Source organism: Streptomyces glaucus (genome assembly GCF_039533365.1).
GTDB classification, from domain to species: Bacteria; Actinomycetota; Actinomycetes; order Streptomycetales; family Streptomycetaceae; genus Streptomyces; species Streptomyces glaucus.
In genome coordinates this window covers 16366-39571 of record NZ_BAAATK010000053.1, presented here as the reverse complement: position 1 = coordinate 39571, position 23206 = coordinate 16366, and the positions used below count along the sequence as shown (strand labels likewise).

At 69.6% G+C, this 23206-nt stretch carries 19 protein-coding genes; 9 read left to right on the top strand and 10 right to left on the bottom strand.

Going from position 1 to position 23206, the window contains the following annotated elements; translation table 11 throughout:
• The 5 genes from infB to ABD363_RS27910 form a co-directional block, all read left to right on the top strand.
• Positions 1-2008 (top strand): translation initiation factor IF-2 (infB, locus tag ABD363_RS27930; protein ID WP_344608440.1); only part of this gene is annotated, 2008 nt, incomplete at its 5' end.
• 189 nt (positions 2009-2197) lie between these two features.
• A complete protein-coding gene (locus ABD363_RS27925) occupies positions 2198-2491 on the top strand; it encodes a DUF503 domain-containing protein (protein ID WP_344608438.1) in 294 nt (97 codons plus the stop codon).
• Between the two features lie 46 nt (positions 2492-2537).
• A complete protein-coding gene (rbfA, locus tag ABD363_RS27920; protein WP_344608436.1) occupies positions 2538-2990 on the top strand; it encodes a 30S ribosome-binding factor RbfA in 453 nt (150 codons plus the stop codon).
• On the top strand, positions 2987-3892 hold the full coding sequence (truB, locus tag ABD363_RS27915) for a tRNA pseudouridine(55) synthase TruB (RefSeq protein ID WP_344608434.1): 906 nt from the start codon (positions 2987-2989) through the stop codon (positions 3890-3892). The genes rbfA and truB overlap by 4 nt, the downstream gene beginning before the upstream one ends.
• Positions 3893-4648: 756 nt before the next feature.
• Positions 4649-5599, top strand: a complete 951-nt coding sequence (locus ABD363_RS27910) for a bifunctional riboflavin kinase/FAD synthetase (protein ID WP_344608432.1) — start codon at positions 4649-4651, stop codon at positions 5597-5599.
• 70 nt (positions 5600-5669) lie between these two features.
• Here the strand turns inward: ABD363_RS27910 and ABD363_RS27905 are convergent, their stop codons facing one another.
• From ABD363_RS27905 to eccE, 3 genes are all read right to left on the bottom strand, one after another.
• Entirely contained in the window at positions 5670-9011 is a 3342-nt protein-coding gene (locus ABD363_RS27905; RefSeq protein WP_344608430.1) for an SCO5717 family growth-regulating ATPase, read from the bottom strand.
• 380 nt (positions 9012-9391) lie between these two features.
• The gene (locus ABD363_RS27900; RefSeq protein WP_344608428.1) at positions 9392-10186 is read right to left on the bottom strand and encodes a hypothetical protein; all 795 of its coding nucleotides are present in this window, start codon (positions 10184-10186) and stop codon (positions 9392-9394) included.
• The gene (gene eccE, locus ABD363_RS27895) at positions 10183-11508 is read right to left on the bottom strand and encodes a type VII secretion protein EccE (RefSeq protein ID WP_344608426.1); all 1326 of its coding nucleotides are present in this window, start codon (positions 11506-11508) and stop codon (positions 10183-10185) included. Before eccE ends, ABD363_RS27900 begins: the two co-directional genes overlap by 4 nt.
• A gap of 185 nt (positions 11509-11693) precedes the next feature.
• Here eccE and eccB point away from each other — a divergent pair, with 185 nt between their 5' ends.
• Both eccB and mycP (ABD363_RS27885) read left to right on the top strand, forming a co-directional pair.
• Complete coding sequence (gene eccB, locus ABD363_RS27890; RefSeq protein WP_344608424.1) at positions 11694-13214, top strand: type VII secretion protein EccB; 1521 nt, start codon at positions 11694-11696, stop codon at positions 13212-13214.
• 119 nt (positions 13215-13333) lie between these two features.
• Positions 13334-14530 carry a type VII secretion-associated serine protease mycosin gene (gene mycP, locus ABD363_RS27885; protein ID WP_425578033.1) on the top strand — a complete coding sequence of 399 codons (1197 nt, stop codon included), beginning with the start codon at positions 13334-13336 and terminating at the stop codon, positions 14528-14530.
• 144 nt (positions 14531-14674) lie between these two features.
• Here mycP (ABD363_RS27885) and ABD363_RS27880 read toward each other — a convergent pair whose 3' ends face one another.
• Positions 14675-14971 (bottom strand): DUF397 domain-containing protein, encoded by a 297-nt coding sequence (locus tag ABD363_RS27880; RefSeq protein WP_344608421.1) that lies wholly within the window; start codon positions 14969-14971, stop codon positions 14675-14677.
• Between the two features lie 337 nt (positions 14972-15308).
• Here ABD363_RS27880 and ABD363_RS27875 point away from each other — a divergent pair, with 337 nt between their 5' ends.
• The gene (locus tag ABD363_RS27875) at positions 15309-15641 is read left to right on the top strand and encodes a WXG100 family type VII secretion target (RefSeq protein WP_344608420.1); all 333 of its coding nucleotides are present in this window, start codon (positions 15309-15311) and stop codon (positions 15639-15641) included.
• A 40-nt stretch (positions 15642-15681) separates the two neighbouring features.
• Positions 15682-15993 (top strand): WXG100 family type VII secretion target, encoded by a 312-nt coding sequence (locus ABD363_RS27870; protein WP_344608419.1) that lies wholly within the window; start codon positions 15682-15684, stop codon positions 15991-15993.
• A gap of 232 nt (positions 15994-16225) precedes the next feature.
• Here the strand turns inward: ABD363_RS27870 and ABD363_RS27865 are convergent, their stop codons facing one another.
• From ABD363_RS27865 to ABD363_RS27840, 6 genes are all read right to left on the bottom strand, one after another.
• Positions 16226-16723 carry a hypothetical protein gene (locus ABD363_RS27865; protein ID WP_344608418.1) on the bottom strand — a complete coding sequence of 166 codons (498 nt, stop codon included), beginning with the start codon at positions 16721-16723 and terminating at the stop codon, positions 16226-16228.
• 128 nt (positions 16724-16851) lie between these two features.
• Positions 16852-19122, bottom strand: coding sequence for a DUF6571 family protein (locus ABD363_RS27860; RefSeq protein WP_344608416.1), 2271 nt, complete (start codon positions 19120-19122; stop codon positions 16852-16854).
• 20 nt (positions 19123-19142) lie between these two features.
• Positions 19143-19559 (bottom strand): hypothetical protein, encoded by a 417-nt coding sequence (locus ABD363_RS27855; protein ID WP_344608413.1) that lies wholly within the window; start codon positions 19557-19559, stop codon positions 19143-19145.
• 63 nt (positions 19560-19622) lie between these two features.
• Positions 19623-21035, bottom strand: a complete 1413-nt coding sequence (mycP, locus tag ABD363_RS27850; RefSeq protein WP_344608411.1) for a type VII secretion-associated serine protease mycosin — start codon at positions 21033-21035, stop codon at positions 19623-19625.
• A 33-nt stretch (positions 21036-21068) separates the two neighbouring features.
• Positions 21069-22619, bottom strand: a complete 1551-nt coding sequence (locus tag ABD363_RS27845) for a WXG100 family type VII secretion target (protein WP_344608409.1) — start codon at positions 22617-22619, stop codon at positions 21069-21071.
• Positions 22619-23161 carry a hypothetical protein gene (locus ABD363_RS27840; protein ID WP_344608407.1) on the bottom strand — a complete coding sequence of 181 codons (543 nt, stop codon included), beginning with the start codon at positions 23159-23161 and terminating at the stop codon, positions 22619-22621. Before ABD363_RS27840 ends, ABD363_RS27845 begins: the two co-directional genes overlap by 1 nt.
• Between the last annotated feature and the right edge of the window lie 45 nt (positions 23162-23206).

The following is a 23206-nucleotide window of genomic DNA, read 5'->3' as shown; positions in this document are numbered from 1 at the left end:
AAACGGCGGCTTCGCCGGCGGCGGCGGCGGTGGCCGTCCCGGCTTCGGCGGTCGTCCCGGCGGTCCGGGCGGTCGCGGTGGCACGCAGGGCGCCTTCGGCCGTCCCGGCGGTCCGGCGCGCCGTGGCCGCAAGTCGAAGCGGCAGCGCCGTCAGGAGTACGAGGCCATGCAGGCCCCGTCGGTCGGCGGCGTGATGCTGCCTCGCGGCAACGGCGAGACCATTCGCCTGTCGCGCGGTGCGTCGCTCACCGACTTCGCGGAGAAGATCAACGCCAACCCGGCGTCGCTCGTCGCGGTCATGATGAACCTCGGCGAGATGGTCACGGCCACGCAGTCCGTCTCCGACGAGACGCTGCAGCTCCTGGCCGACGAGATGAACTACAACGTCCAGATCGTCAGCCCGGAGGAGGAGGACCGCGAGCTCCTCGAGTCCTTCGACATCGAGTTCGGCGAGGACGAGGGCTCCGAGGAGGACCTGGTCGTCCGTCCGCCGGTGGTGACCGTCATGGGTCACGTCGACCACGGCAAGACCCGCCTGCTCGACGCGATCCGCAAGACGAACGTCATCGCGGGCGAGGCCGGCGGCATCACCCAGCACATCGGTGCCTACCAGGTCACGACCGAGGTCAACGGCGACGACCGCAAGATCACCTTCATCGACACCCCGGGTCACGAGGCGTTCACCGCCATGCGTGCCCGCGGTGCCAAGTCGACCGACATCGCGATCCTCGTGGTGGCGGCCAACGACGGTGTGATGCCCCAGACGATCGAGGCGCTGAACCACGCCAAGGCGGCCGACGTGCCGATCGTGGTCGCGGTCAACAAGATCGACGTCGAGGGCGCGGACCCGACCAAGGTGCGCGGTCAGCTGACCGAGTACGGCCTGGTGGCCGAGGAGTACGGTGGCGACACCATGTTCGTCGACATCTCCGCCAAGCAGGGCCTGAACATCGACTCCCTGCTGGAGGCCGTGATCCTCACGGCCGACGCCACCCTGGACCTGCGGGCCAACCCGAACCAGGACGCGCAGGGCATCGCGATCGAGTCCCGCCTGGACCGCGGACGCGGCGCCGTCGCCACCGTCCTGGTCCAGCGAGGCACGCTGCGCGTGGGCGACACGATGGTCGTCGGCGACGCCTACGGCCGCGTCCGGGCCATGCTCGACGACAACGGCAACAACGTCGCCGAGGCCGGTCCGTCCACGCCGGTCCAGGTCCTGGGCCTGACCAACGTCCCGGGCGCCGGTGACAACTTCATCGTGGTCGAGGAGGACCGTACGGCCCGCCAGATCGCGGAGAAGCGCGCGGCCCGCGAGCGCAACGCGGCCTTCGCCAAGCGCACCCGCCGCGTGTCCCTGGAGGACCTGGACAAGGTGCTGAAGGCCGGCGAGGTCCAGCAGCTGAACCTGATCATCAAGGGCGACGCTTCCGGATCCGTCGAGGCCCTGGAGTCCTCGCTGCTCCAGCTGGACGTCGGCGAGGAGGTCGACATCCGCGTCCTGCACCGCGGCGTCGGTGCGGTCACGGAGTCCGACATCGACCTGGCGATGGGCTCGGACGCCATCGTGATCGGCTTCAACGTGCGCGCCGCCGGGCGCGCCGCGCAGATGGCCGAGCGCGAGGGCGTGGACGTCCGCTACTACTCGGTCATCTACCAGGCGATCGAGGAGATCGAGGCGGCCCTCAAGGGCATGCTCAAGCCGGAGTACGAGGAGGTCGAGCTCGGTACGGCGGAGATCCGCGAGGTCTTCAAGTCGTCCAAGCTGGGCAACATCGCGGGTGTCATCATCCGCTCCGGCGAGGTCAGGAGGAACGCCAAGGCGCGCCTCATCCGCGACGGCAAGGTCGTGGCGGAGAACCTCACCATCGAGGGTCTGCGTCGCTTCAAGGACGACGTCACCGAGATTCGCGAAGGCTTCGAGGGCGGTATCAACCTCGGGAACTTCAACGACATCAAGGTCGACGACGTCATCGCGACGTACGAACTGCGCGAGAAGCCGCGGGGATAACACCCCTGCGTCGCACACCGGCCGGCGGGACGCTCGTCCCGCCGGCCGGTGTGCCGTCCCCCGGCGGGGGGCGGCGCCGCGGAAACCCTGTCGAGCCGGCGGAGGGTTCGCGGTACCGTTCCTGGTGTTCCTGCCCGCACCGACGGCAGGGCCATCGATCCCGTACCGGCGGGTCATCCGGACCGACACATGTACGTGGGGACGCTGTCCTTCGACCTCCTCCTCGGCGACGTACGGTCGCTGAAGGAGAAGCGCTCCGTCGTCCGCCCGATCGTCGCCGAGCTCCAGCGGAAGTTCTCCGTGAGCGCGGCCGAGGTGGACCATCTGGATCTCCATCGCAGAGCCGGTATCGGCCTCGCGGTGGTGTCCGCCGACGCGGGGCACCTGACCGATGTACTGGACCGGTGCGAACGGCTGGTCGCCGGCCGCCCCGAGGTGGAACTGCTGTCGGTCAGACGGCGCTTCCACGGCGAAGACGACTGACGACCAGATCACGAAACGCAGCAAGGAAAGAACGGGAGACGGACCAGTGGCCGACAACGCGCGGGCCAAGAGGCTGGCGGACCTCATCCGAGAGGTGGTGGCCCAGAAGCTGCAGCGCGGGATCAAGGACCCGCGGCTCGGCTCGCACGTGACCATCACGGACACGCGGGTCACGGGCGATCTGCGGGAGGCGACCGTCTTCTACACCGTGTACGGGGACGAGGAGGAGCGCAAGGCCGCGGCCGCCGGCCTGGAGAGCGCCAAGGGCATCCTGCGTTCCGAGGTCGGCAGGGCGGCGGGCGTGAAGTTCACGCCGACCCTCACCTTCGTCATGGACGCCCTGCCGGACACCGCCCGTACCATCGAGGACCTGCTCGACAAGGCGCGGCAGTCCGACGCGAAGGTGCGCGAGGCGTCCGCGGGCGCCACGTACGCCGGCGACGCCGACCCCTACCGGAAGCCCGGCGAGGACGACGAGACGGACGACACCGCCGAATGACCCAGAAGCACACCACGCCCGACGGACTTGTCATCGTCGACAAGCCGTCGGGCTTCACTTCGCACGACGTCGTCGCCAAGATGCGCGGCATCGCCAGGACGCGGCGCGTCGGACACGCCGGCACCCTCGACCCGATGGCGACGGGCGTCCTCGTCCTGGGCGTGGAGAGGGCGACCAAGCTCCTCGGACACCTCGCGCTGACGGAGAAGGAGTACCTGGGCACCATCCGGCTCGGGCAGACCACGGTCACGGACGACGCAGAGGGCGAGGTCACCTCCGCCACCGACGCCGCCAAGGTCACCCGCGACGCCATCGACGCCGGCATCGCCGAGCTGACCGGCGACATCATGCAGGTGCCGTCCAAGGTCAGCGCCATCAAGATCAACGGCGTGCGCTCCTACAAGCGGGCGCGCGAGGGCGAGGACTTCGACATCCCCGCCCGGCCCGTCACCGTCTCCTCCTTCACCGTGTACGACGTGCGGGACGCCGTCGCCGAGGACGGCACGGCCGTGCTCGACCTGGTGGTGTCGGTGGTCTGCTCGTCCGGCACCTACATCCGCGCCCTCGCCCGCGACCTGGGCGCCGGCCTCGGCGTCGGCGGTCACCTCACCGCCCTGCGCCGCACCCGCGTCGGGCCGTACAAGCTGGACTCCGCGAAGACGCTGGAGGAGCTCCAGCAGGAGCTGACCGTGATGCCGGTCGCCGAGGCGGCCGCCGCCGCGTTCCCCCGCTGGGACGTCGACGCCCGGCGCGCCCGCCTGCTCGCCAACGGTGTGCGGCTGGAGATGCCCGACGAGTACGCGGGCGCCGGCGCCGTGGCCGTCTTCGGGCCCGAGGACCGCCTCCTCGCCCTCGTCGAGGAGCAGCGGGGCAAGGCCAAGAGCCTCGCCGTCTTCGGCTGAGACCGGGGACGGGCGGGCCGGGGCCGCGGGCGCCGGCCCGGACCGGGAGCGCCTGCCCGTGGAGCGGCGGACACGGGAGGAAACCCCACTGCCGCCGCTCCACGGCCCCCTCGGACCCCCCACGCTCAGGACCTGCCCGGCCGGCACCGCAGGCGCACCTTTCAGGACAGGCGCTCGGAGGGGATCCGGGGGCGGAAGGGGGCGCGTCCGCCTCACGCTCCGCCCCGCCGGTCACCCGTGCCCGCCGTCGCACACGGAGCACGCAAGCCCGGTGGGGCACGGCGGGAGGTCCGGCGGCGACGGACGGGGAACCGCGGACGGATCCGCCCGGCGAGCCCCCGGCCCGTGTCCAGGACCCGGCCGGACGGCCCCGCGGCCCGGGCGCCGCCGACCGGCACGGTGGCGACGGCCGCGTGACCCGTCGGCCGGCCGACACGCCGGGGAGTGACTGGTGCCGCCGGGGCCGGGCACCCGCCGGACGACCGAGAACCCGGCGGGGGCACGGGACCCGCGCGACGACCCCGGCCCGGCGGGCGTACGGCGTTCCGGGGCGCCCGGCCCGGGCAGGCGCGTCCGAGGTCCCGGACACCCGGTCCGCGTACGGTACGCCGGGCCCCGATCCGGCCCGGGCACGTGCGCCGGGTCACAGCCCCCATGCCGATGCGGGTCCGAAGCGGGCGGCATGGCACCCTTAGACCTGCGTATGAGGCAACCACGGACTCGGGTCGGACAGCTTTCGGACAAGGAGCAGGCACAGTGCAGCGCTGGCGTGGCTTGGAGGACATCCCCCAGGACTGGGGGCGCAGCGTCGTCACCATCGGCTCCTACGACGGAGTCCACCGCGGGCACCAGCTGATCATCCGGCACACCGTGGACCGCGCCCGTGAACTGGGCGTGCCCGCCGTGGTCGTCACCTTCGACCCGCATCCCAGCGAGGTGGTCCGCCCCGGCAGCCATCCGCCGCTGCTCGCCCCGCACCACCGCCGCGCCGAACTCATGGCCGGACTGGGTGTGGACGCGGTCCTGATCCTCCCCTTCACCGCGGAGTTCTCGAAGCTGTCGCCGGCCGACTTCATCGTCAAGGTGCTGGTCGACAAACTGCACGCCAAGGCCGTCGTCGAGGGCCCCAACTTCCGCTTCGGCCACAGGGCCGCCGGGAACGTGGAGTTCCTCGCCGAACAGGGCAAGATCTACGACTTCGAGGTCGAGGTCGTCGACCTGTACGTGACCGGCGAGGCCGGGGGCGGGGCGCCGTTCTCGTCCACGCTGACCCGCCGGCTGGTCGCCGAGGGCGACGTCCAGGGCGCCGCCGAGATCCTGGGCCGCCCGCACCGGGTGGAGGGCGTGGTCGTCCGCGGCGCCCAGCGCGGCCGCGAACTGGGCTTCCCCACGGCGAACGTCGAGACGCTCCCGCACACCGCGATCCCGGCCGACGGCGTCTACGCCGGCTGGCTGCACGCGCAGGGCGAGGCGATGCCGGCCGCGATCTCCGTCGGCACGAACCCGCAGTTCGAGGGCACCGAGCGCACGGTGGAGGCGTACGCCATCGACCGGGTCGGACTCGACCTGTACGGACTGCACGTGGCCGTCGACTTCCTGGCCTTCGTCCGCGGACAGGCCAGGTTCGACACCCTGGAGGCCCTGCTGGAGCAGATGGCCCAGGACGTCGAGCGCTGCCGGGAACTGGTGGCGGCGGCCGGCGGGTGACGGCCGGTACGACGGAGGAGGGGCGGCCGGTGCCCGCGGGCACCGGCCGCCCCTCTTGCGTCACGGCCTCCTACTGCTGGGGCGGCGGGGGCGGCGGGGTCTGCCCGCCCGGCTGCCCGGGCTGCGGGTATCCGTAACCGGGCTGCGGGTACGGCTGCGGCGGCACGCCGGGCTGGGCGGGTGGCTGGGCCGGCGGCGGGGCGTAGGGCTGACCGGGCTGGGGCGGCTGGGGGTACGGGCCCGGCTGGCCGGGGACGGGCTGGCCGGGGATCTGCTGCCCGGGCAGCGGCTGTGCCGGGAACGGCTGCCCCGGAACAGGCTGTCCGGGGACCGGCCGGCCCGGCAGCGGCGGGGCGGCGACCGGCGGCGGGTTGCCGTCGGAGGTCCACAGACCGTGCGCCTGCTGGTGACGGGTGAAGTCCTCGGCGACCATCGCCGCGAGGTTGAAGTACGCCTCCCGCACCTTCGGCCGCATCATGTCGAGGTCGACCTCGGCACCGGCGGCCAGGTGCTCGTCGAAGGGAACGACGACGACCCCCCGGCACCGGGTCTGGAAGTGCGCCACGATGTCCTCGACCTTGATCATCTTTCCGGTCTCGCGGACCCCGGAGATGACGGTGATGGACCGGGCGACGAGGTCGGAGTACCCGTGCGCGGACAGCCAGTCCAGCGTCGTGCTGGCGCTGGAGGCGCCGTCCACGGACGGGGTGGAGATGATGATGAGCTGGTCGGCGAGGTCGAGCACACCGCGCATGGCGCTGTAGAGCAGGCCCGTGCCCGAGTCGGTGAGGATGATCGGGTACTGCTTGCCCAGCACGTCGATCGCGCGCCGGTAGTCCTCGTCGTTGAAGGTCGTGGACACGGCCGGGTCGACGTCGTTGGCGATGATCTCCAGTCCGGAGGGCGCCTGCGAGGTGAACCGCCGGATGTCCATGTACGAGTTGAGGTACGGGATCGCCTGGACGAGGTCACGGATGGTGGCCCCGGTCTCGCGGCGCACCCGGCGGCCGAGCGTACCGGCGTCCGGGTTGGCGTCGATCGCGAGGATCTTGTCCTGCCGCTCGCTGGCGAGCGTGGCGCCGAGCGCGGTGGTGGTCGTCGTCTTGCCGACGCCGCCCTTGAGACTGATCACGGCGATCCGGTAGCAGGACAGCACCGGCGTGCGGATCAGCTCCAGCTTCCGCAGCCGCTCGGCCTCCTCCTTCTTGCCGCCCAGCTTGAACCGCCCGCCGCCCACCGGACGGCTGCTCTTCGCCTTCTGCTTCCTGGTGTTGAGCAGCCGGTCGGACGACAGCTCCACGGCCGCCGTGTAACCGAGCGGCGCGGCACCGGGGCTGACGGGCTGCCGCTGATCGTGCTGCACGGGCTGCGGCCAGGCGGCACCGAGGCGAGGGTCCACGGGCGGCTGGGGCTGGTGGGGCGGTTGGGGCTGGTGGAACTGCTGAGGCGGCTGAGGCACCTGCGGGGCTTGGGGGGCTTGGGGCGTCTGGGAGGCGGAGTCGGCCCGCGGGGGCTGCGGGGCGCCCCCCTGCGGGGCGTTGCCCTGCGGGGCTTCGTGCGGTGCGGCCGACGGGGGCTGCGGCTGCGCCTGCGGGGGCACGCCGGGCCGGCCCTGCTGGGCGGGCGGCGGGAAGCCGTACCCGTCGGGCCCGCCCGGTGAGCCGGAGCCGGGCCGCGCGGGCGGGAAGCCGTAGCCGCCCTGCGCGCCGGGAGCGGCGGGGGCGCCACCGGGGTGCGGGAAACCGTATGCGTCCGGGGTGGCGGGAGCGGGCGGCTGCGGAAAGCCGTGGCCGGGCTGCGGCTGGGGCATCGGTGCGGCGGCGCCGGCCTGCGGCTGGGCCGGGGGCTGGGGGACGGCCGGGTGCGGGAAGCCGTAACCGGGCTGCGGAGCCGGCTGGTTCCACGCGGCGGGTGCGGGCTGCGGAGCCTGGGGCTGGAAGGGAGGCTGCTGGGGCGGCACGGCCGGCTGCCCCTGCGCCGGCGGCTGCTGCGGGGGAGTGTGCGGGTCCGCGTGCCGGGGCTGCGGCTGGGCCGGCCACTGGGCCGCCGGTGCGGGCGCGGCGGGCTGGTACGCGGGCGGCAGCGGCGGCAGCCCGCCCTGCGGCGCCGACGGGGGGGTCCAGGCGGGCGGCGCGCCGCCCGGGGCGTCGGACCCGACCGGAGCGGTGTCCGCGGGCGCGGCGTCCTGGGGCGCGGCCGCGGGCGTACCAGGGGCGGACGCCCCGTCCGCGGGCGCTTCGTCCCGGGGCTCGGTCTCCTCGGCGGCGTCCTCCGGACCGGTGGGCGCGGGCCGTGCCTCCTCCGGCTCGGCGTCCCGGGCCCGAGCCGCACCGCCGGGGGCGTCCTCGCCGGCGGCGGGGGAGCCGTCCTCAGCCGCACCGGAGTCGCCGGCCGTGCCGGGGAGGGCGCCGTCCGGCGCACCGGAGCCGTCGGCCCCGTCCGTCGTGCCGGCCGCTTCCGCGTCCTCGGCACCGCCGGAGGCCGCGTCGGTCACGTCCGTACGCCCGGACGCACCCGCGGCCGCCACGGCGCCCGCCTCGGCCCGGTCCGCACCGGCGGCGGCGTCCCGGTCGCCGGCCTCACCCGTCTCGCCGGCCTCCGTCGCGTCCTCCGCCGCCCGCGCCTCGGCCGCGGCGGTGCGCTCGGCGATCTCCCGCTCCAGCGCGACCGGGGAGAACCGCATGGTCGCGCCGCTCTCCGGATCGCCGTTCCCGGACTCGGACCCTTCGGTCCTCTCGGCTTCCTCGGAAGCCGCCGAGGCCGCCGACTCGGCGGCAGCCGGGGACCCCGGGGAGGCCGACGGCGACGAGGGAGCCGTCGACGGGGCCCACTGCGACGGGAACCCGCCCGCCGGAGGGTCCGCCACGGCCCTCGGGGCGGCGGGGTCCCCCGCCGGGGCCTCCGGCAGGCTTCCCGGCTGCGGCTGCTGCGGTTCGAACCCGCTTCCCGTCGGAAGGCCGGGCACGGCCACCGGCTCACCGGTGGGCGGCGGGGGCGGAGTGAAGGACGCACCCGGCGCGGGAGCGGGCGGCGGGGGCGTGAAGGGGACCGCGGGCGCCGGAGCGGGGGAGGGGCCCGCGGTATCCGTCGCGGGAGGCGGTGGCGTCAGTCCCGGCAGGGGAAGGGACGGAGTACCCGGAGCGGAGGAGGAGGCGTCCGTGGCCGCACCGGACCCACTGGCGTCCCCAGGAGCGCCGGCGTTCCCGGATCCGCCGGACGCCCCCTGCCCGGAACCCCCCGGGTCTCCGGAGCCCGAACTCCCCGGATTCCCCGAAGCGTTCTGCGTATACCACGCGGGTGGCGCGTAGTCGATGGTGAACTCGCCCGTCGTCTCGACCGCGGACTCCGCGTCGGGCTGGTCGTCGCCGGGTGTCCCCCAGCCCCCGCGGATCCCGTCCCGATCGCTGCTCACAGTTCCTCCTGGTGTGGTCGAGCACCCTCATGCCGTGCTGGGGCGACCCTTGCTTGCCGTCCGAAGCGCTCCGACGTGGTTCGGAGCCGCTCGAGGTCGTCCGAGGCAGTCCGGTCCACCGGCTCCCCCGCTCTCCCCCTGGGACGCAGACGCCCGTCCACGGGTTCTGACGTCGCGCCCGGTCCCAGCCTAATCACCACAAGCCCCGCACCGGCAGGCCCGTCCGTCCACCGCCACCGGTCCTTCGCGGCGCGGGCGGCACGGCAGCGACATCCTTCCGTGCCGGAACACCGCACAGACCGGGCGTCAACCGCCGTCGCGGCGAGCGGTGCCGACACCGGACCGGCACGACTGCGGTGTCCCGGGCGCCGATCGGCCGGTCAGTCCATCCGCCGCGGCATGCCCAGCAACCCGATCTCGGCGTCGGTGGGCCGGGTCAGCACGTACTGCCGGTCACGGTCGGCGCACCACAGCGTCATGCCGTCGCCCAGGGTGGGCAACGACTCCACCTCCGCCCGGGACAGGCCCATGATGCGCCCCAACTCCGCGGCCTCGTCGGGGGACACCTGCTGGATGCCCGCGAGCCGTGCCTGCCGGAGAAGCCGCGGGGCGACCGGGCTGAGGTACGGCAGCAGCGTCAGCACCGACTGCCAGGGACCGGACACGACCCGCCCGCGCGGCGGCCGCATGCCGCAGTCCCGCACCACCAGCACAGGGGTGCCGGCCGACGCGCCCTGGGGCGGCACCCGCCCCACCTCGTACACGGCCAGTCCGTTCTGCCCGCCGCCCATGGCGTGGACCATCTGCATCCAGGACTCCGGCCGCCCCGTCTCCACCGCGACACGCGCTCCCGTCGCCGCCGCCCGCAGGGCCAGCACCTGCGCGGTCCACAGGCCGCCGATCAGCACGACGTCGTACGGTGTGGGCCGGTTCAGCCCCAGGACCGCGGGCTGCCCCTCGGCGTCCACGCCGGCGACGACTCCGTCGTCGCCGATGGGCAGGGCGAGCCCGTCCACCTCCTGGGCGGGGAGCGAGTGCCGTCCGTGCCGCGGGCCGGGCAGTCCGAAGCCGCTGAGCAGCCGGCCGCGCACCCGCTGCGCGGCGGTCGGCCGTTCCCCGCCCGCGGGGCGGTCCGCCGCCGTACCGGCGGCCGGCGGTGTCACGGGCGTCGTCATCGCGCACCTCCCAGGGGCAGCGTGGCCAGCATGCCGGGCAGTTGCTCCCGGTCGAGCCGGGTGAGACCCGCCCCCGCCCGCCGCGCGGCGTCCTCCACCGCGCGGCGCGCCGCCACCAGTTCGTCGTCGCTCCGGCCGGCCACCCGCAGATGCCCGCACAGCGAGACGTCCTGCCCCTCGCCCCGCGCCAGGGTGAGGCTGAAGGTGGTGGCGAGTGCGGGGACCGCGGTGACGAGCGCGACGAGCTGGGGCAGCGACGGCCCCGCCTCACCGCCCAGTTCGGGCCACCGGCGAATCCAGTACGTGGTGTGCCTGCGGTTGTCGCAGCGCCAGCTCCGGCCGGACTCCTGCGTCCGCCGCTCCCTCGTCTCGGTCCGCCCGGCCTCCGCGGTCACCAGCGGGTTGGCGCAGGCCGACGTGGCGAGCGCGGCGATCAGCTCCTCCTCGTTCAGCACGGTCGCCCGGAAGCCGGCGCCCGTCAGCCGGCTGGCGAGGTGGTCGGCCGCGCGCACCACGCACTTCTGCGCCCCGAGGAGCCCTCCGCCGCGCGCGGCCACGGCCTCCGGGCACAGCTGCGGATCCAGCTTCAGCGCGATCCAGGTGATGCGCACGGCCGGCGCGCCGGTCTGCTCCTGCAGGGGCGCGTAGTTCGCCACGGCCACGGACTGCTGCGGCAGATGCAGCGCGGGGGCCGGCTGCGTGTGCAGCACGACCTGAGCCGACTCCAGCCGGATCCCGTCCACTTCGAGGGCGTCCCGCACCAGCCCCAGGGGCAGCGGCTGCCGGCTCCGCTCCGCACGCAGCGCGGTGGCGTCGGCCTCCACGTGCACGACGGCGGTGACGAAGGTGCCGTCCCCGACGATCCCGACCGGCCGGCGGTCCCGCGCCCCGTAGGAGTAGGTGCGCAGCGCCGGATCGCACTCGAGCGCGGGCACCAGCCCCGGATCGGTCCCCGGAGGTATCTCGAACGCGGCCGCCCGCTTCTGCCGGACCCGCAACTCCCGTGCGGTGACGAGCCACTCGGGCAGTGCACGCCCGCGGCGGCGGACGAAGGCGAGGAGCAGGAGCACGACGGCGACGACCGCGGCCGGCGCCAGGGCCACGGGATCGATCACCCAGCCGACGAGCAGGACGGCGACGGCGAGCTCCAGGAGCACAAGCCGTTGCAGACGGAACGAACCGCCCTGTCCCGGGCGTGGCCTGAGCTGGAGCGGGCGCCGCGCCGGACGGGCGGACGCCCCCGCGGGCCCGGCCGCCGCGCTCTCCGGCGCCGCTGAGCCGCGCGCCCTCGTCCGCCCACGCGTCCGCGTCCCCGAAGCCATCACTCCATCCCCCCGCTTCGCTCACAACCGGCCTGAGTAGGGCCCCACACAGGGCTCCGAAAGGCCCGGTCACCCTACCCGCTCCGCCAGGCCCGGCGGCTACCAGGCATAGTAGGGGGCCGGTCCGACATCGGGCGGCGGGGGACTGGGGCCCCCGGGGCGGCAACGGGGAGAGACTGTCACTCATGGCATCACGGCGGGACGAACTCAACGCCTACACGTTCGCGAAGCGGCGCCTGCTGGCGGCCTTCCTGCAGCCGTCGCCCTCCGGATCGGAGGAGGGGGCCCCCAGACCGCTGCGGGCCGTCGTGCCGAGCATGGTCGCCGGCGTCCTGGCCCTGGGTGTCTTCGGCGCCTGGGGCATGCTCCAGCCCACGGCGCCGTCCGGCTGGGACGATCCGGGCGCCCGCGTGATCGTGGGCAAGCAGTCGACCACGCGGTACGTCGTCCTCAAGACCGACGGCGTCACCCGGCTGCACCCCGTCCTGAACCTCGCCTCCGCCCGCCTGCTGATGAAGGGCGCCGACTACAAGGTCGTCCAGGTCAGCGACGAGATCCTCGACTCGGGCAAGCTGCCGCGCGGACCGATCCTGGGCATCCCCTACGCGCCCGACCGCCTCCCCTCCGCCGACGAGGCCGGCAAGCGGAAGCGCTGGGCCGTGTGCGAACAGCCCGGCGGCGAGGGCGGCACCGTCCAGGAGGCGACCTTCGTACTGGCCGGCGCGGACGCGAGGAAGACGGACGGTTCCGGCCGGCTCTCCGGCGGCGACGCCCTGTACGTGAAGACCCGCGGCGGCGAACGCTACCTGGTCGACGCGCGCGGCACCGCGTACGCCATCACCGGCACGGAGTCCGACGCGCTGACGACCGCGCTCGTCGGCTCCCGCGAGCCGCAACTCGTCACCAAGGAGTGGCTCGCCACCCTCCACCGGGGCGCTCCCATCAGGGTCCCCCGGCTGCCGTCCGGCGTCGGCTCCCCGGCGGGCGTCCCCGGTCAGCTGTCCGCCGACGAGAACAGGGTCGGCATGGTCCTCAAGACGGAGACCGGCGAGGGGACCCGGTACTACGTCGTCCTCCCGGGCAAGGTGCAGCCGATCACCGAGTTCACCGCCTGGCTGCTGATCACCTCGCCGCAGACGGCCACGCTGGACATGGACGGCGAGGCCCGCTCGGTGGGCCTGCAGGACTTCACCGCCGACCCCGAACCCTTCGCCGGTCAGCCGGCGAACTGGCCGCAGCAGCAGCTCAGCCAGGTCAACTCCGCCGCCGGCGGACGGGACACGGTGTGCAGCGTCCTGCGCGACGTGGGCGAGGACAACTCGACGACGCTCAGCACCTGGGTGGGCACCGACTACCCCGTCAAGATCACGGCCGACGGCACGAGCACCTACGTCACCCCCGGAACGGGCCAGCTGTACACCCAGCTCCAGGGCACCGCGTCCGACGCGGGAGCCCTGTTCCTCGTGACGGACACCGGCCTGCGGTACGCCGTGCAGGCCAACGGGGACAGCGACAGCGAGAAGTCGGACATCGGCGCCGACGACGGGGACACGAGGCCCGACGGCACCCCCGAACCCAGCGAGGCCCAGGTCAAGCTCGGCTACCAGAACGTCCGGCCGGCGAGGATCCCGCTGGTCTGGTCGGAGTTCCTGGCGAAGGGCCCACGCCTGGACACCAACAGCGCCCGGCAGCCGCAGGGTTCATGACCCGGCCCGGCGCACGGGCCCGCGCACGCACCGCCTCACGGACGACGGACAAGAACAGGAGCACCGCACCGGTGTCGCCGACCAAGGCCACTGTGCTGGCCGCAGCCGTACTTCTGACCATGCTCGGCAGCCGGCCGCCCGCCCACGCCACCGACGTACGGGCACAGCCGCGGGCACCCCTCGTCCTCGACGGCAGCGGACAGTGCACCTACCCCAGCAAGCAGCAGTTCAAGGCCCGCCCCTGGTCGCTGCAGCGGGTCCTGCTGGACGAACTCTGGCAGGGCACGGACAAGGGGAAGAACGTACGGGTGGCCGTCATCGACACGGGCGTCGACGACCGGAACCCGCAGCTGGCCGCGGCCGTCGACGACGACGCCGGACTGGACCTGCTCAGCGGGGGCAAGGGCGGCGACGCCACCAACGACGAGGTGGGCCACGGCACCAAGGTCGCCGGCATCATCGCGGCCCGGCCCCGCGCGGGGACGGGCTTCGTCGGCCTCGCCCCGAACGCGACCATCATCCCCATCCGCCAGAACGACGCCGACAGCAGCGGCGACTCGGACTCCATGGCCCGGGCCATCGACCACGCCGTCGCCCGCGGCGCCGACGTCATCAACATCTCGCAGGACACCACCAAGCCCCTGTCCGCCACCTCGGCCCTGGCCGAGGCGGTGCGCAGGGCCATCGCGCGGAACGTGGTGGTGGTCGCCTCCGCGGGCAACGACGGCCTGGACGGCAAGGTCAAGAACACCTACCCCGCCGCCTTCGACGGGGTGCTGGCCGTGGCCTCCTCCGACCGGAACAACGAACGCGCCGCCTTCTCCCAGGCCGGCACCTTCGTGGACGTCGCCGCCCCCGGCGTCGACATCGTCTCGACCGTCCCGGGCGGCGGCCAGTGCACCGACAGCGGCACCAGCTTCTCGGCCCCGTTCGTCGCCGGCGTCGCGGCCCTCCTGAAGGAGAAGCACCCCGACTGGACCCCCGCCCAGATCGCCACGCAGATCGAGCAGACGGCGGAACGCTCCGTCAACGGCCACGACAACTTCGTCGGCTGGGGCGTGGTCGACCCGGTCCGCGCCGTCCAGGAGTCCGACCTCGCCGACCCGCCCTCGTCCCCGACACCCGACCCCGGCGTGGCGAAGGCCCAGGCCCCCGACGTGGCTCCGTTCTCGCTCGACGAGACCCCCGCGGAACGCGACGAGCGCTACGCCACCTACGCCCTGGGCATCACCGCGGTCCTGGTCACGATCATCGCGGGCACCGCCGTCGTCGTACGCGACCTGCGCCGCCGCGCGCGCAGGGATCCGGGAGCGTGACCTCTGGCCCGCCTCCGTCGCGGTACGCGCACTCCGCACCGGGCCGGCCGCCGGTCCACCGCCGGGAGGCGCTCCGGCACCGGCGCCCGGGGTGAGCCGGGACCCGCGCACCGACGCGGAAGATCCGGCCTTCCCGGGGCGGCGTCACTCGGAGGCCGGGCTCCCCTTGTCCGGCGACGGCTCCAGGTCGAACTCCCCGTCCCGCGCACCGAGGACGAAGGCCCGCCACTCCGCCTCCGTGTACCGCAGGACGGTGTCCGGATCGAGCGACGACCGCATGGCCACGGCACCGCCGGGCAGGTAGGCGATCTCTACCCGCTCCTCGTGCTCCTCCGTGCCGGGCGCGCAGTGCCACTCCACGCCCGAGATGTCGAGCGCGTACAGCTCGTCCCGCTCGCGTTCCTTGCGTGCCTTGAGCTCCTCGTCCTGCACACCAGCCATGCGGAGCGGTCCTTTCCCGACGTACCCAACGATGCATCGGTCACCATACTGGCTCGCCCCACGGCCGGGGACGGTTCACGAGGGACCGCGCACCGGCTGCCCCGGCCGCGAACTGGCCTGTCACCGCTTTGCAGTTGGAACCCCCACGTCCAGTGACTAGAGTGGCTGCAGGTACCACGAGCGTGGTACGGCACGGGGGCGGTGCGACGCTGCGACCGCGCGTCGCGCGCGGAACGGCAGCGGTTCTTGCCCGCCAGGACAGCCTGGATATCCGTCCACGGCGGACCCGTCGCGGTGGCGACGAGCCACCGATGCTTCAAGAGGAGGGCAAGAGACCATGAGCGTCAATTACAGCGACTCGGACCTGACGGACCTCGCTGACAAGATCCGCGACTTCCACACGGACGTCAGCAGCCGGGTGACGTCCCTCAACGCCGTCGTGGACATGATCCAGGGAGGCTGGCAGGGCGCCGCGGGCAAGGAGTTCGACACCGTCCAGCGCGGTGTCAACCAGCACCTGAAGAAGCTCCAGGACAACCTCGTCGACCTCGAGGAGGTCATGCGGATGAGCGTCAAGGGCTTCAGCGCCAACGAGCAGGAGCGGATCTCGGAGATCCGCAAGGTGGACAACTCCTACCAGGTCACCAGCCGCATCACCGACCTCGCCTGATCCGCATCAGCGCGCCGCACGCCACCCGGGAGAACACACAGTGAGCGTCAACTACGACCGCACCGCAGTCAACTACGACACCGTCACCCAGGCCGCGCAGGACGTGCGCAAGACGGCCAGGGAGCTGTCCGAGCAGCTCGAGGTCCTCATGCGCAAGGTGAAGGCCGTCGCCGAGACCTGGGAAGGCGAGGCGAAGACCGCCTACGCCGAGATCCAGCGCAGCAGCAGCACGGAGATGGACCAGATGTGCCAGAAGCTGGCCCGCATCGCCCAGCTCCTGGACGAGTCGGTCATCGGCTACCAGGACACCGACAAGGGCAACGCGGCCCGCTTCCGGATGCTGATGGGCTGAGCACTCCGCTCGACGTGCCGGGGAGGGGGCCGGGGGCCGGCTGCCTCCCCGGTTGTGTGCAAAGAAGCAGCGCTAACTTCCGGAATTACCAAGAACTCGACGTGACGGTGGCCGCGGTCACCCAGGCGGGAGCCCGAACGGAGGCCGTCGAGGGCGGGACAAGCTTCATTAACATGGTTCAGGTCTCGCGTGCTGTCGCGCAACGAACTGACATCAAACAACCCCGGGCCGGTCAGTTTTCCGCCATGGGAAGAGGTTTCATGGTCTCTGATGCGGGGAACTTAATTTCATTCCCGCATTTAAGGAGCTTCGCCATTTTAAGAGAGGAGCGGAAAAGAATCCTGAAACGCGTTTCCCGGCTGAGATCCAAATCGTTGTATATGGTTCCTGTTACCGACACGGAATCCCGATCCTTGATGTTGCATGGGAAACGGACGTCGCCTCTCCCAGCCTCGATCGTCGCCTGCATTCCAGGGCCGAGATCGTAGGCCTTGTAGGAACTATAGCTATGTTTGTCTTCCTCAGGGAAAAGTCTTGGTTGCCCTGGTGTGTATTTGATGTATAGAGCTTTATCGCCGGACGGGGGAGCGTCCTCAATCGCAACTTCGCACACGTAAGCGACACGATCTTCCATCAGTAGAGTTTTCGCCGCAGAAGCGTGTGAGTCTTCAGAGTTGGAGGCATCATAAATTCGATCAAAGTCCTCACTTCTGCTGGCTTCCTTGATCATGGCGGAGTCGAGTACGCCATCGCAAGCCTGCTTCAGAGCTGCAGCCCCCCGGGGAGGCTCATCCTCCCCACATCCAGTACAGGTCAGTATAAGAAGCACTGATCCAAGGATGGAAAAATAGTTCCGACTCACCGGCGGCCTCCGTCCGTACGGTCTGTCGTATTCGCTCCGCGGTCGTATGCGTTCAAGACGCTCTCCGTGTAATCCTGCCCTGAGTATTCTTTCATGTACAGAAGTGCCGGCGTCGTCGCGCGGAGTTGTCCGAGGTCACTGAATCGAGTTACCGTCATACGGTTTTTGTCAGAGAGATCGGCTTCCTTCTCCTTGACCTCCCTGTCGATCTCGATGCCCCACTGTGTTTCCACAGCGCCGGCCGCTCCCTCGACCAAAGTTGGGACGGCGAATGCCGCAGCAACGGAGGCTGTAGGCCCGGCGACCGGGAGAAGAGCGAGGCCGGTTACCACTCCGAGCCCTTGGCTGATTCCAAATTTTTTCCACTCGGCAGACTCGGCCAACTTATCGTTGATTTTGTCGGTGGCATCTCCATATTGTTTGTCAACATAGGAGATGCGTGCCTCATCGAGGATCCCGTGCACATAGCCACCATTGTTGAGAACTTTGTGTGCCGACTCAGGGGAGTCCTTGTGAGCCTCCAGTGCCCCCAACGTGAATGCTTGCTGCGCGGAAGAGAGAATCTTGTAGCCGCTGTCGTGCTGGGCGACGTTGTAGAGGAACTGGCTCGCCGTTGTCTGCTTGAGATCGAGATGTCCCTTGCCCTCGTGGCCGTATAGTTCGTTGCGCCCCTCCAATGATCCACGTCCGCCTTCGTCGATCGTGGACCAGTTCAGGTCGTCCATGTAACCAGCACCCATTCGTGCAAGGCTATCGCCGAGTCCAGGCTTTCCTTCGATAAGGCCACTGTCTCCGGCGACGATAACCGCTACCTGCTCCATAACATTCGCGGTTCGGTCATCGCGTTGCAGCATGCCATTTGAGGAATCGTATGGGACGCCCAGTGTGGCGGCTTCGAGTGCGTGCCCTAGTTCGTCGTATCCGTACCCTCTGTTACCTTCAGCGAAGGGGTTAGCGTTTGGCCATTCTCGCTTATTGAGTAGATACTGCAAGTCGGAGTCATGCTTTTCGTCACTGTTCCAGTCCTTTGAATAGAACAGCTCCTTAGCGGCTTCCGGATTGTGGCCAAGAGCTTCCAAATATCCAGCCATGGGGTCGAGTCCCTGGTCATTCCCTGACCCGAAGTTCAGGTAGGGAGCAGGGTTGCCTTCTGCTCGCCAGAGGTCGTTCGGCTTTTCATCTTTGTGTGATTTTTCGTAAGCGATAAGCTCATCGCCGTAGCTTTTTAGAAAATCGGTGTCGTACTGGCCGTAGCGCATCAGGCTACTCATTACTTGGAAGCCATAGGGACCTTCCTGTGTGACTCCTCTCCCCATGTCCAAGTAATCGATCTGCTTTTCCCCCAAGGAGATGACGTCATGCTTCCATCGCTCCATTGCCCTGCTGTCGGAGTGTGAAGCTGTTGCCAAGGTGTAGCTCAAGGACTTCTGAATGGCCGCAGAGACCTTCGTCTGTTCGTCGCCGGTCTGTACACGGTCGGCAATCCTCGTCCATAGTTCCAGAGTGCCTTTAGCGCCCAGCTGTGTTGCGAATTTTTCCGCAAAGTACGGGTCACCCTCGTTGCGGGCCAGAAGCGTATTGATCCGACGAAGCATGGCGGGGTCGAGGGAACCATTGGCTCCAGCCAGTGTCAGTTCGCTCCGTTCGCCGACCAGTTTCTCGAGTTCCTTGAGGTCCTTGTCAGCCTGTGCGCGGCCCTTCTTGGCATCGGCAATACTGTGATACGTGTTAGAGCTGAAGCCCTTACCGCGCCCGTTGCGGTCCTGGCTCAGTGCCCAGAAAAGAGCGTCATCCGCTTCCTGAGCCGCGTCGATGATCGATCGAATACTGCTTCGGTATGCCTGGAGCGTCTCTTGGTATCCTTTGTTCAGCGCCCCGATGTGTTCCGTAGGAGTATCCTCTGGTGGGTCGAAATAGACCTCGCCGTCGGGCTTGATGGAGAGGTATTTGTCGGATTCGATGTCGCGCTTGAGTCTCTTCAGCTTCGACTGAGAACTGGTGAAAATCTCGTGGGCGTCGTCCAGTAGTTTATGAACATCATCGGCTTCATCCGCTGCCGCAGCGATCTGCTTACCGACAAGTTGAACTTTTTCGAGGGCAGTGGCGGCGGCTTCGCCTTTCCAGTCCGAGCCTTCTAGGTCTTTCTCCACCGTATTCTCGTACTGCTTGTGAACCTTTCTGAATTCTTCAGGAAGCTTGCGCCACTTGGCCACAGCATCGGAAAGCTCACTAAAGTCTGCGTGGAGGAGCGTCTGGTAGTCCAGCATGTCTTTTCTTTTCGGTAAGGCTACTTAAGCTTTTCGCTGCTGTGGCGGGCCTTTTCTCTTTGTTCGCGTGCCGCGTACTCGTTGGCGCTGGTGCGCAATGCTCCGGAAATGTCGTTCTTCAACAGGTTTTCGACGTACTTCATCTGCCCGCGCCACCTGGTCATGAACGTGGAGAACGCAGGGCCCGACTTGAACCCCTTCAGACTGGAGCCAACCTGCTCTGTTTCCTTAGAGGCGGCGTTGTCGGCCTTCACGAAGTCGTCGCGTACGGTCTCCGCGTTCGTAGCCCGTCGCTTGAGGAATGCGGAGTCGGCTACCAATTTCTTGCCGGGTGTGCTTCCGCCGCCGTCTGCCGGCAGCTGGTTGAGCTGCATGCTGCTCTGCTGCCGCGCGACCGCGTTGCTGCGGATCTGGCCCCACATCTCATCGAATGACACGGCGGTTCCTTCGTACTGTCACTGACGTCACTGCCATCTGATCCACGCCTGCCTCGGGTTCGGTCACGGATGCTGTCCCGGGCGAGGCGTTCCCTCCGGCGGTGTGCCGGTGACGGGGCTGTGCGGCTGGCCGTAGGACGGGTACTGCTGGGAAGGCGAGTACGGCGAGTACGTGGGTGGGAGAGGTGGGGCGGCCGGAGTCGGCACGGATCGCCTGCGTCGACTGCGGAACACGGGGATCGCGACGGCGGCGCCCAGGGCCGCGGCGGCTGCGATGCCCAGTCCGATCCAGAGTGGGGCTTGGCTGTCGTCCGATTCCCCCGGCGAGGCAGCCGCTGAGGCTTTCTTATCGGCCTTCTCATCGCCGGCGGATCCAGCGGTCGAGGAGGCCGTCGGCGAGGGAGCCGCGGAAGTGGCTGCGGCGGCCAGGTCCGGCAGCGGGTACTCGTCGGCCGGCCCTGGGTCACCGGGGTTCTGGAGCGCGACCCGAGGACGGACGATTCCGTAGCCGAAGTCGTCGTTGCGGGTCCAGCTCTCCTCGTTGCCCTTCATCGTATTGATGAGCACGCGGAGAATTTGATGATTTGTCCAATCCGGGTGTTTCGACCAGATGAGGGCAGCGGAGGCGGATGCGATAGCCGTGGCGTCGCTGGTTCCTTCGGTCTCGCACACCTGGGTTCCGCCGAGACATGCGTGAACCATGTTGTCGCCCGGAGCCGTCACATCAACTTCCGCACCATGCTGTGAGAAAGAGGCTCGCTCAATCTTTTCCGTGATCGCGCCAACGCCCACTACGCCAGGTGTGGAAGCCGGATATTCCGGCAGATTTGACCTATCGCCACTGTTTCCCACTGCGGCAAAAATCAGTTTGCCTTTATCAATCGCATAGGTCACTGCGGCGGCCAACTCGGGTGTACTAACATTTTTCCTGCCGGGGGCGTTAGATGCGCCCATCGAAATGTTGATGATTTGAGCTTCTGAGTCAGCTGCGTACCGGATGGCCTGGCTCAATACCCGGGCGTATTCAGCTCCTGTATCTACTCGCCCATAACCCTCGGTCCCGTAACGCATGCGGATGGGGAGAATTTTGGCCCCTGGGGCGAGGCCCCAGGAACCGCTGACTGATCCTCTTGCTCCTGTGGCGGCGATAAGTGCTGCTATGCTCGTCCCGTGGCCGGCCAAATCAGTGTGTTCGTTGCCGCGCTGGTTGGAGAAGTCCTTACCGTCCAGGACTTGGCCCTTCAAATCGGTCAGGGATCTATCGACGCCGGAATCGATGACGGCAACGGTGACACCCCGACCGGTACTGACCTTCCACATCTCATTAGCCTGCATGGCATCGAGATGCCATTGACGAGCCCGGACGGATTCGGCATGAGCGGGTGTGGCGGCAACGCCCACCAGCAGCAGGCCGAGAGCAGCCGACACTGCTGAAAGGGACCGCAGTGTTCGCTTACCGCTACCGCTGGTACGCATGTGCCTTCCCGATGATGTGATGTTATTTCGGATTCAGTCGACTACCGGCGGAAGGGCCCGACGATTTTGACGGACCCAGGTCTCCTCTTCCTCCAGGAGGTAATCGGGGCGTTGGCCGCGCTGCTCCTCCCGGCGTGAGTTGGAAGGGTTGGTGGGGGACAACGGTGTGCCGCGTCCGGCCACCGGACCATGAGCCGAAACGCCGCTAGCCCCAGGACGTACCAACCCAGAACCACCTGGTGTAAAGGGACGCGCGCCGGTATGACCCGATTGGATCGGGCGGGCGCCCACAACACCACCTGTTTCTGACGAAGGACGACGGCCGGTCGGGCCGCCCGCAGTGCCGGATGTTCCTCCTGCTGTCGGACCCGTAACCATGTCGCGTGGCATCGGCGTATGGCCTTGCACGCCTCCACTACCAATGACTGTCCCATGCGGGATACCGCCCGTCGGCCGACCGGAAACGGGAGTGACAGGACGTCCACCTACGATCCCGGTATCGCGGGGCGTACGTACTGGTCCTCCGCTTAGCAACCCTTGTCCAGGGACTAGCGGGGAACGGGTGGCAGAGGGAACGTGTGCCGGATTGACCGGGCCCTGCCTGATTCCGACGCTTCCGTTAAAAGCAGGGGGCGCAACACTCGATTGAATGTGCGAGGTGTCGGGGCGAGGCAGGTTTGTCTGCGGTCCTGCCGAGGCTGCGGTGAGGGGCTCCGAAAAACGGGGAAGTGTGGCCAGACCGTCGATTTCCATGGCGACAGGTTGGGCATGGGGAACTTGCTGATCAGTGAGTCCAGTCGTGCCGTGTTCCGTGACGGCATAGGCGACCGGGCGAACCGCAACTTGTCCGGCTGCGGTGTCGCCGTAAACAGGCTGACGAGTGAAAGCCAAAGCTGCTTCGCCGCCCCATGCGGAGCCGTCGGGCAGGTATTTTTTCTGAGGCTCCCGCCACCAACTAGGGTCACCAGTATTCGCAACCGGCGGCGAAAACGTAGGCGGCTCCACACTGTTCACCTGCTGCGCCGAGTACTCGTACGTCTGTGCCAGCTTCCGCAGCTGCTGTACGGCCTCCGTCCGCGCCGCCTCCATCCGCTGCTGTGCCGCTGCCGCGTCGCTCTGGGCGGTCTGGGCCAGCTTCCGGGCGTCGGGGTCGTTGCGGGCGCCCGGGGCCTGGGCCGCCGCCATCGTCTTCTTCGCCTCGGCGAGGTCTTCCTCGGCCCGCGTGGTCTCCGACGGGTCCGGCATGGCCGCCTTGGCCTCGGCGACCGCCTGCGCGACCGTGGCCATCCAGCGCGACGCCACCTCGGCGTACTGGCCCAGGCGGAGTGTGGCGCTCGCCGTCTGGCCGCCCCAGTCGCGGAAGGCGTCGCCGGCCTCGCCCTGCCACTCCAGTCCCTTGGTGTACGTCATCAGGTCGTCGCCGATCTTCGTGATCGTCGAGGCGGCCTTGGAGAGCTTGGTGGCGAGCTGGGCGGCGCCTTCCGACGTCGCCGGGTCGAGCATCGCCGCCAGTTGCTCGTGCGTCATGGACTCGAAGTCGGTGCGGGCGAGCTGCGGCGCCCGCCGCTTGGGCTGTCCGGCCATCACAGACCCTCCTCGCTGCCACCGGCGGACCGGCCACCGCCGGGCGTCCGCTGGCCGGCGCCCCCTTCCGGTGTCGGAGCGTTGCCCCGCCGTTCCCCGTACGGGTCCCGCTCCGCGACGTAGTACTTCTCCGCCTCGGCGTTGACCGCCTTCATCCGGGCCCGGATGTCGGCGTCGAGGTTCTCGTAGCCCACCCGCGCAGCGTGCACCGCCAGTCCCATCCCCTCGATCTGCGCGTTCAGCGCCTTCGAAAGGTTCTCCAACTCGTCGTGGACGATGGCGTACGTGTCGTAAAGGAACTGTGCTTCCTTGAAGTCGGCGGAACCCAGCTGGGCGCGGGGCAGGCGGTCCTGGCCGACCTTGTCCGGTGCCGCCTCGGACGTCTCGAGCTCCGTCAGCAGTTCGTCGACGCGCTTCTTGAAGCTCTTCATGGCGCTGTGCTGGATGTCCAGCGCCATCTGAGGATTCACATGGGACAGGGTGTCGAACGACTTTCCCGTGTCCGGCGCGTCGCCCGTGCCTCCGCCCCCGTTCGAACTCACCTCGGTCGCCTCCCCGTTCTCCCCGTTCAGTCACCTCGACTCACG

Excerpts from the sequence above, each read along its gene's own strand:
- ABD363_RS27925 (WP_344608438.1), top strand. The coding sequence starts at position 2,198 with ATGTACGTGGGGACGCTGTCCTTCGACCTCCTCCTCGGCGACGTACGG.
- truB (WP_344608434.1), top strand. The coding sequence starts at position 2,987 with ATGACCCAGAAGCACACCACGCCCGACGGACTTGTCATCGTCGACAAG.
- ABD363_RS27900 (WP_344608428.1), bottom strand. The coding sequence starts at position 10,186 with ATGACGACGCCCGTGACACCGCCGGCCGCCGGTACGGCGGCGGACCGC.
- eccE (WP_344608426.1), bottom strand. The coding sequence starts at position 11,508 with ATGGCTTCGGGGACGCGGACGCGTGGGCGGACGAGGGCGCGCGGCTCA.
- eccB (WP_344608424.1), top strand. The coding sequence starts at position 11,694 with ATGGCATCACGGCGGGACGAACTCAACGCCTACACGTTCGCGAAGCGG.
- mycP (WP_425578033.1), top strand. The coding sequence starts at position 13,334 with ATGCTCGGCAGCCGGCCGCCCGCCCACGCCACCGACGTACGGGCACAG.
- ABD363_RS27880 (WP_344608421.1), bottom strand. The coding sequence starts at position 14,971 with ATGGCTGGTGTGCAGGACGAGGAGCTCAAGGCACGCAAGGAACGCGAG.
- ABD363_RS27875 (WP_344608420.1), top strand. The coding sequence starts at position 15,309 with ATGAGCGTCAATTACAGCGACTCGGACCTGACGGACCTCGCTGACAAG.
- ABD363_RS27865 (WP_344608418.1), bottom strand. The coding sequence starts at position 16,723 with ATGATCAAGGAAGCCAGCAGAAGTGAGGACTTTGATCGAATTTATGAT.
- ABD363_RS27860 (WP_344608416.1), bottom strand. The coding sequence starts at position 19,122 with ATGCTGGACTACCAGACGCTCCTCCACGCAGACTTTAGTGAGCTTTCC.
- mycP (WP_344608411.1), bottom strand. The coding sequence starts at position 21,035 with ATGCGTACCAGCGGTAGCGGTAAGCGAACACTGCGGTCCCTTTCAGCA.
- ABD363_RS27845 (WP_344608409.1), bottom strand. The coding sequence starts at position 22,619 with ATGGCCGGACAGCCCAAGCGGCGGGCGCCGCAGCTCGCCCGCACCGAC.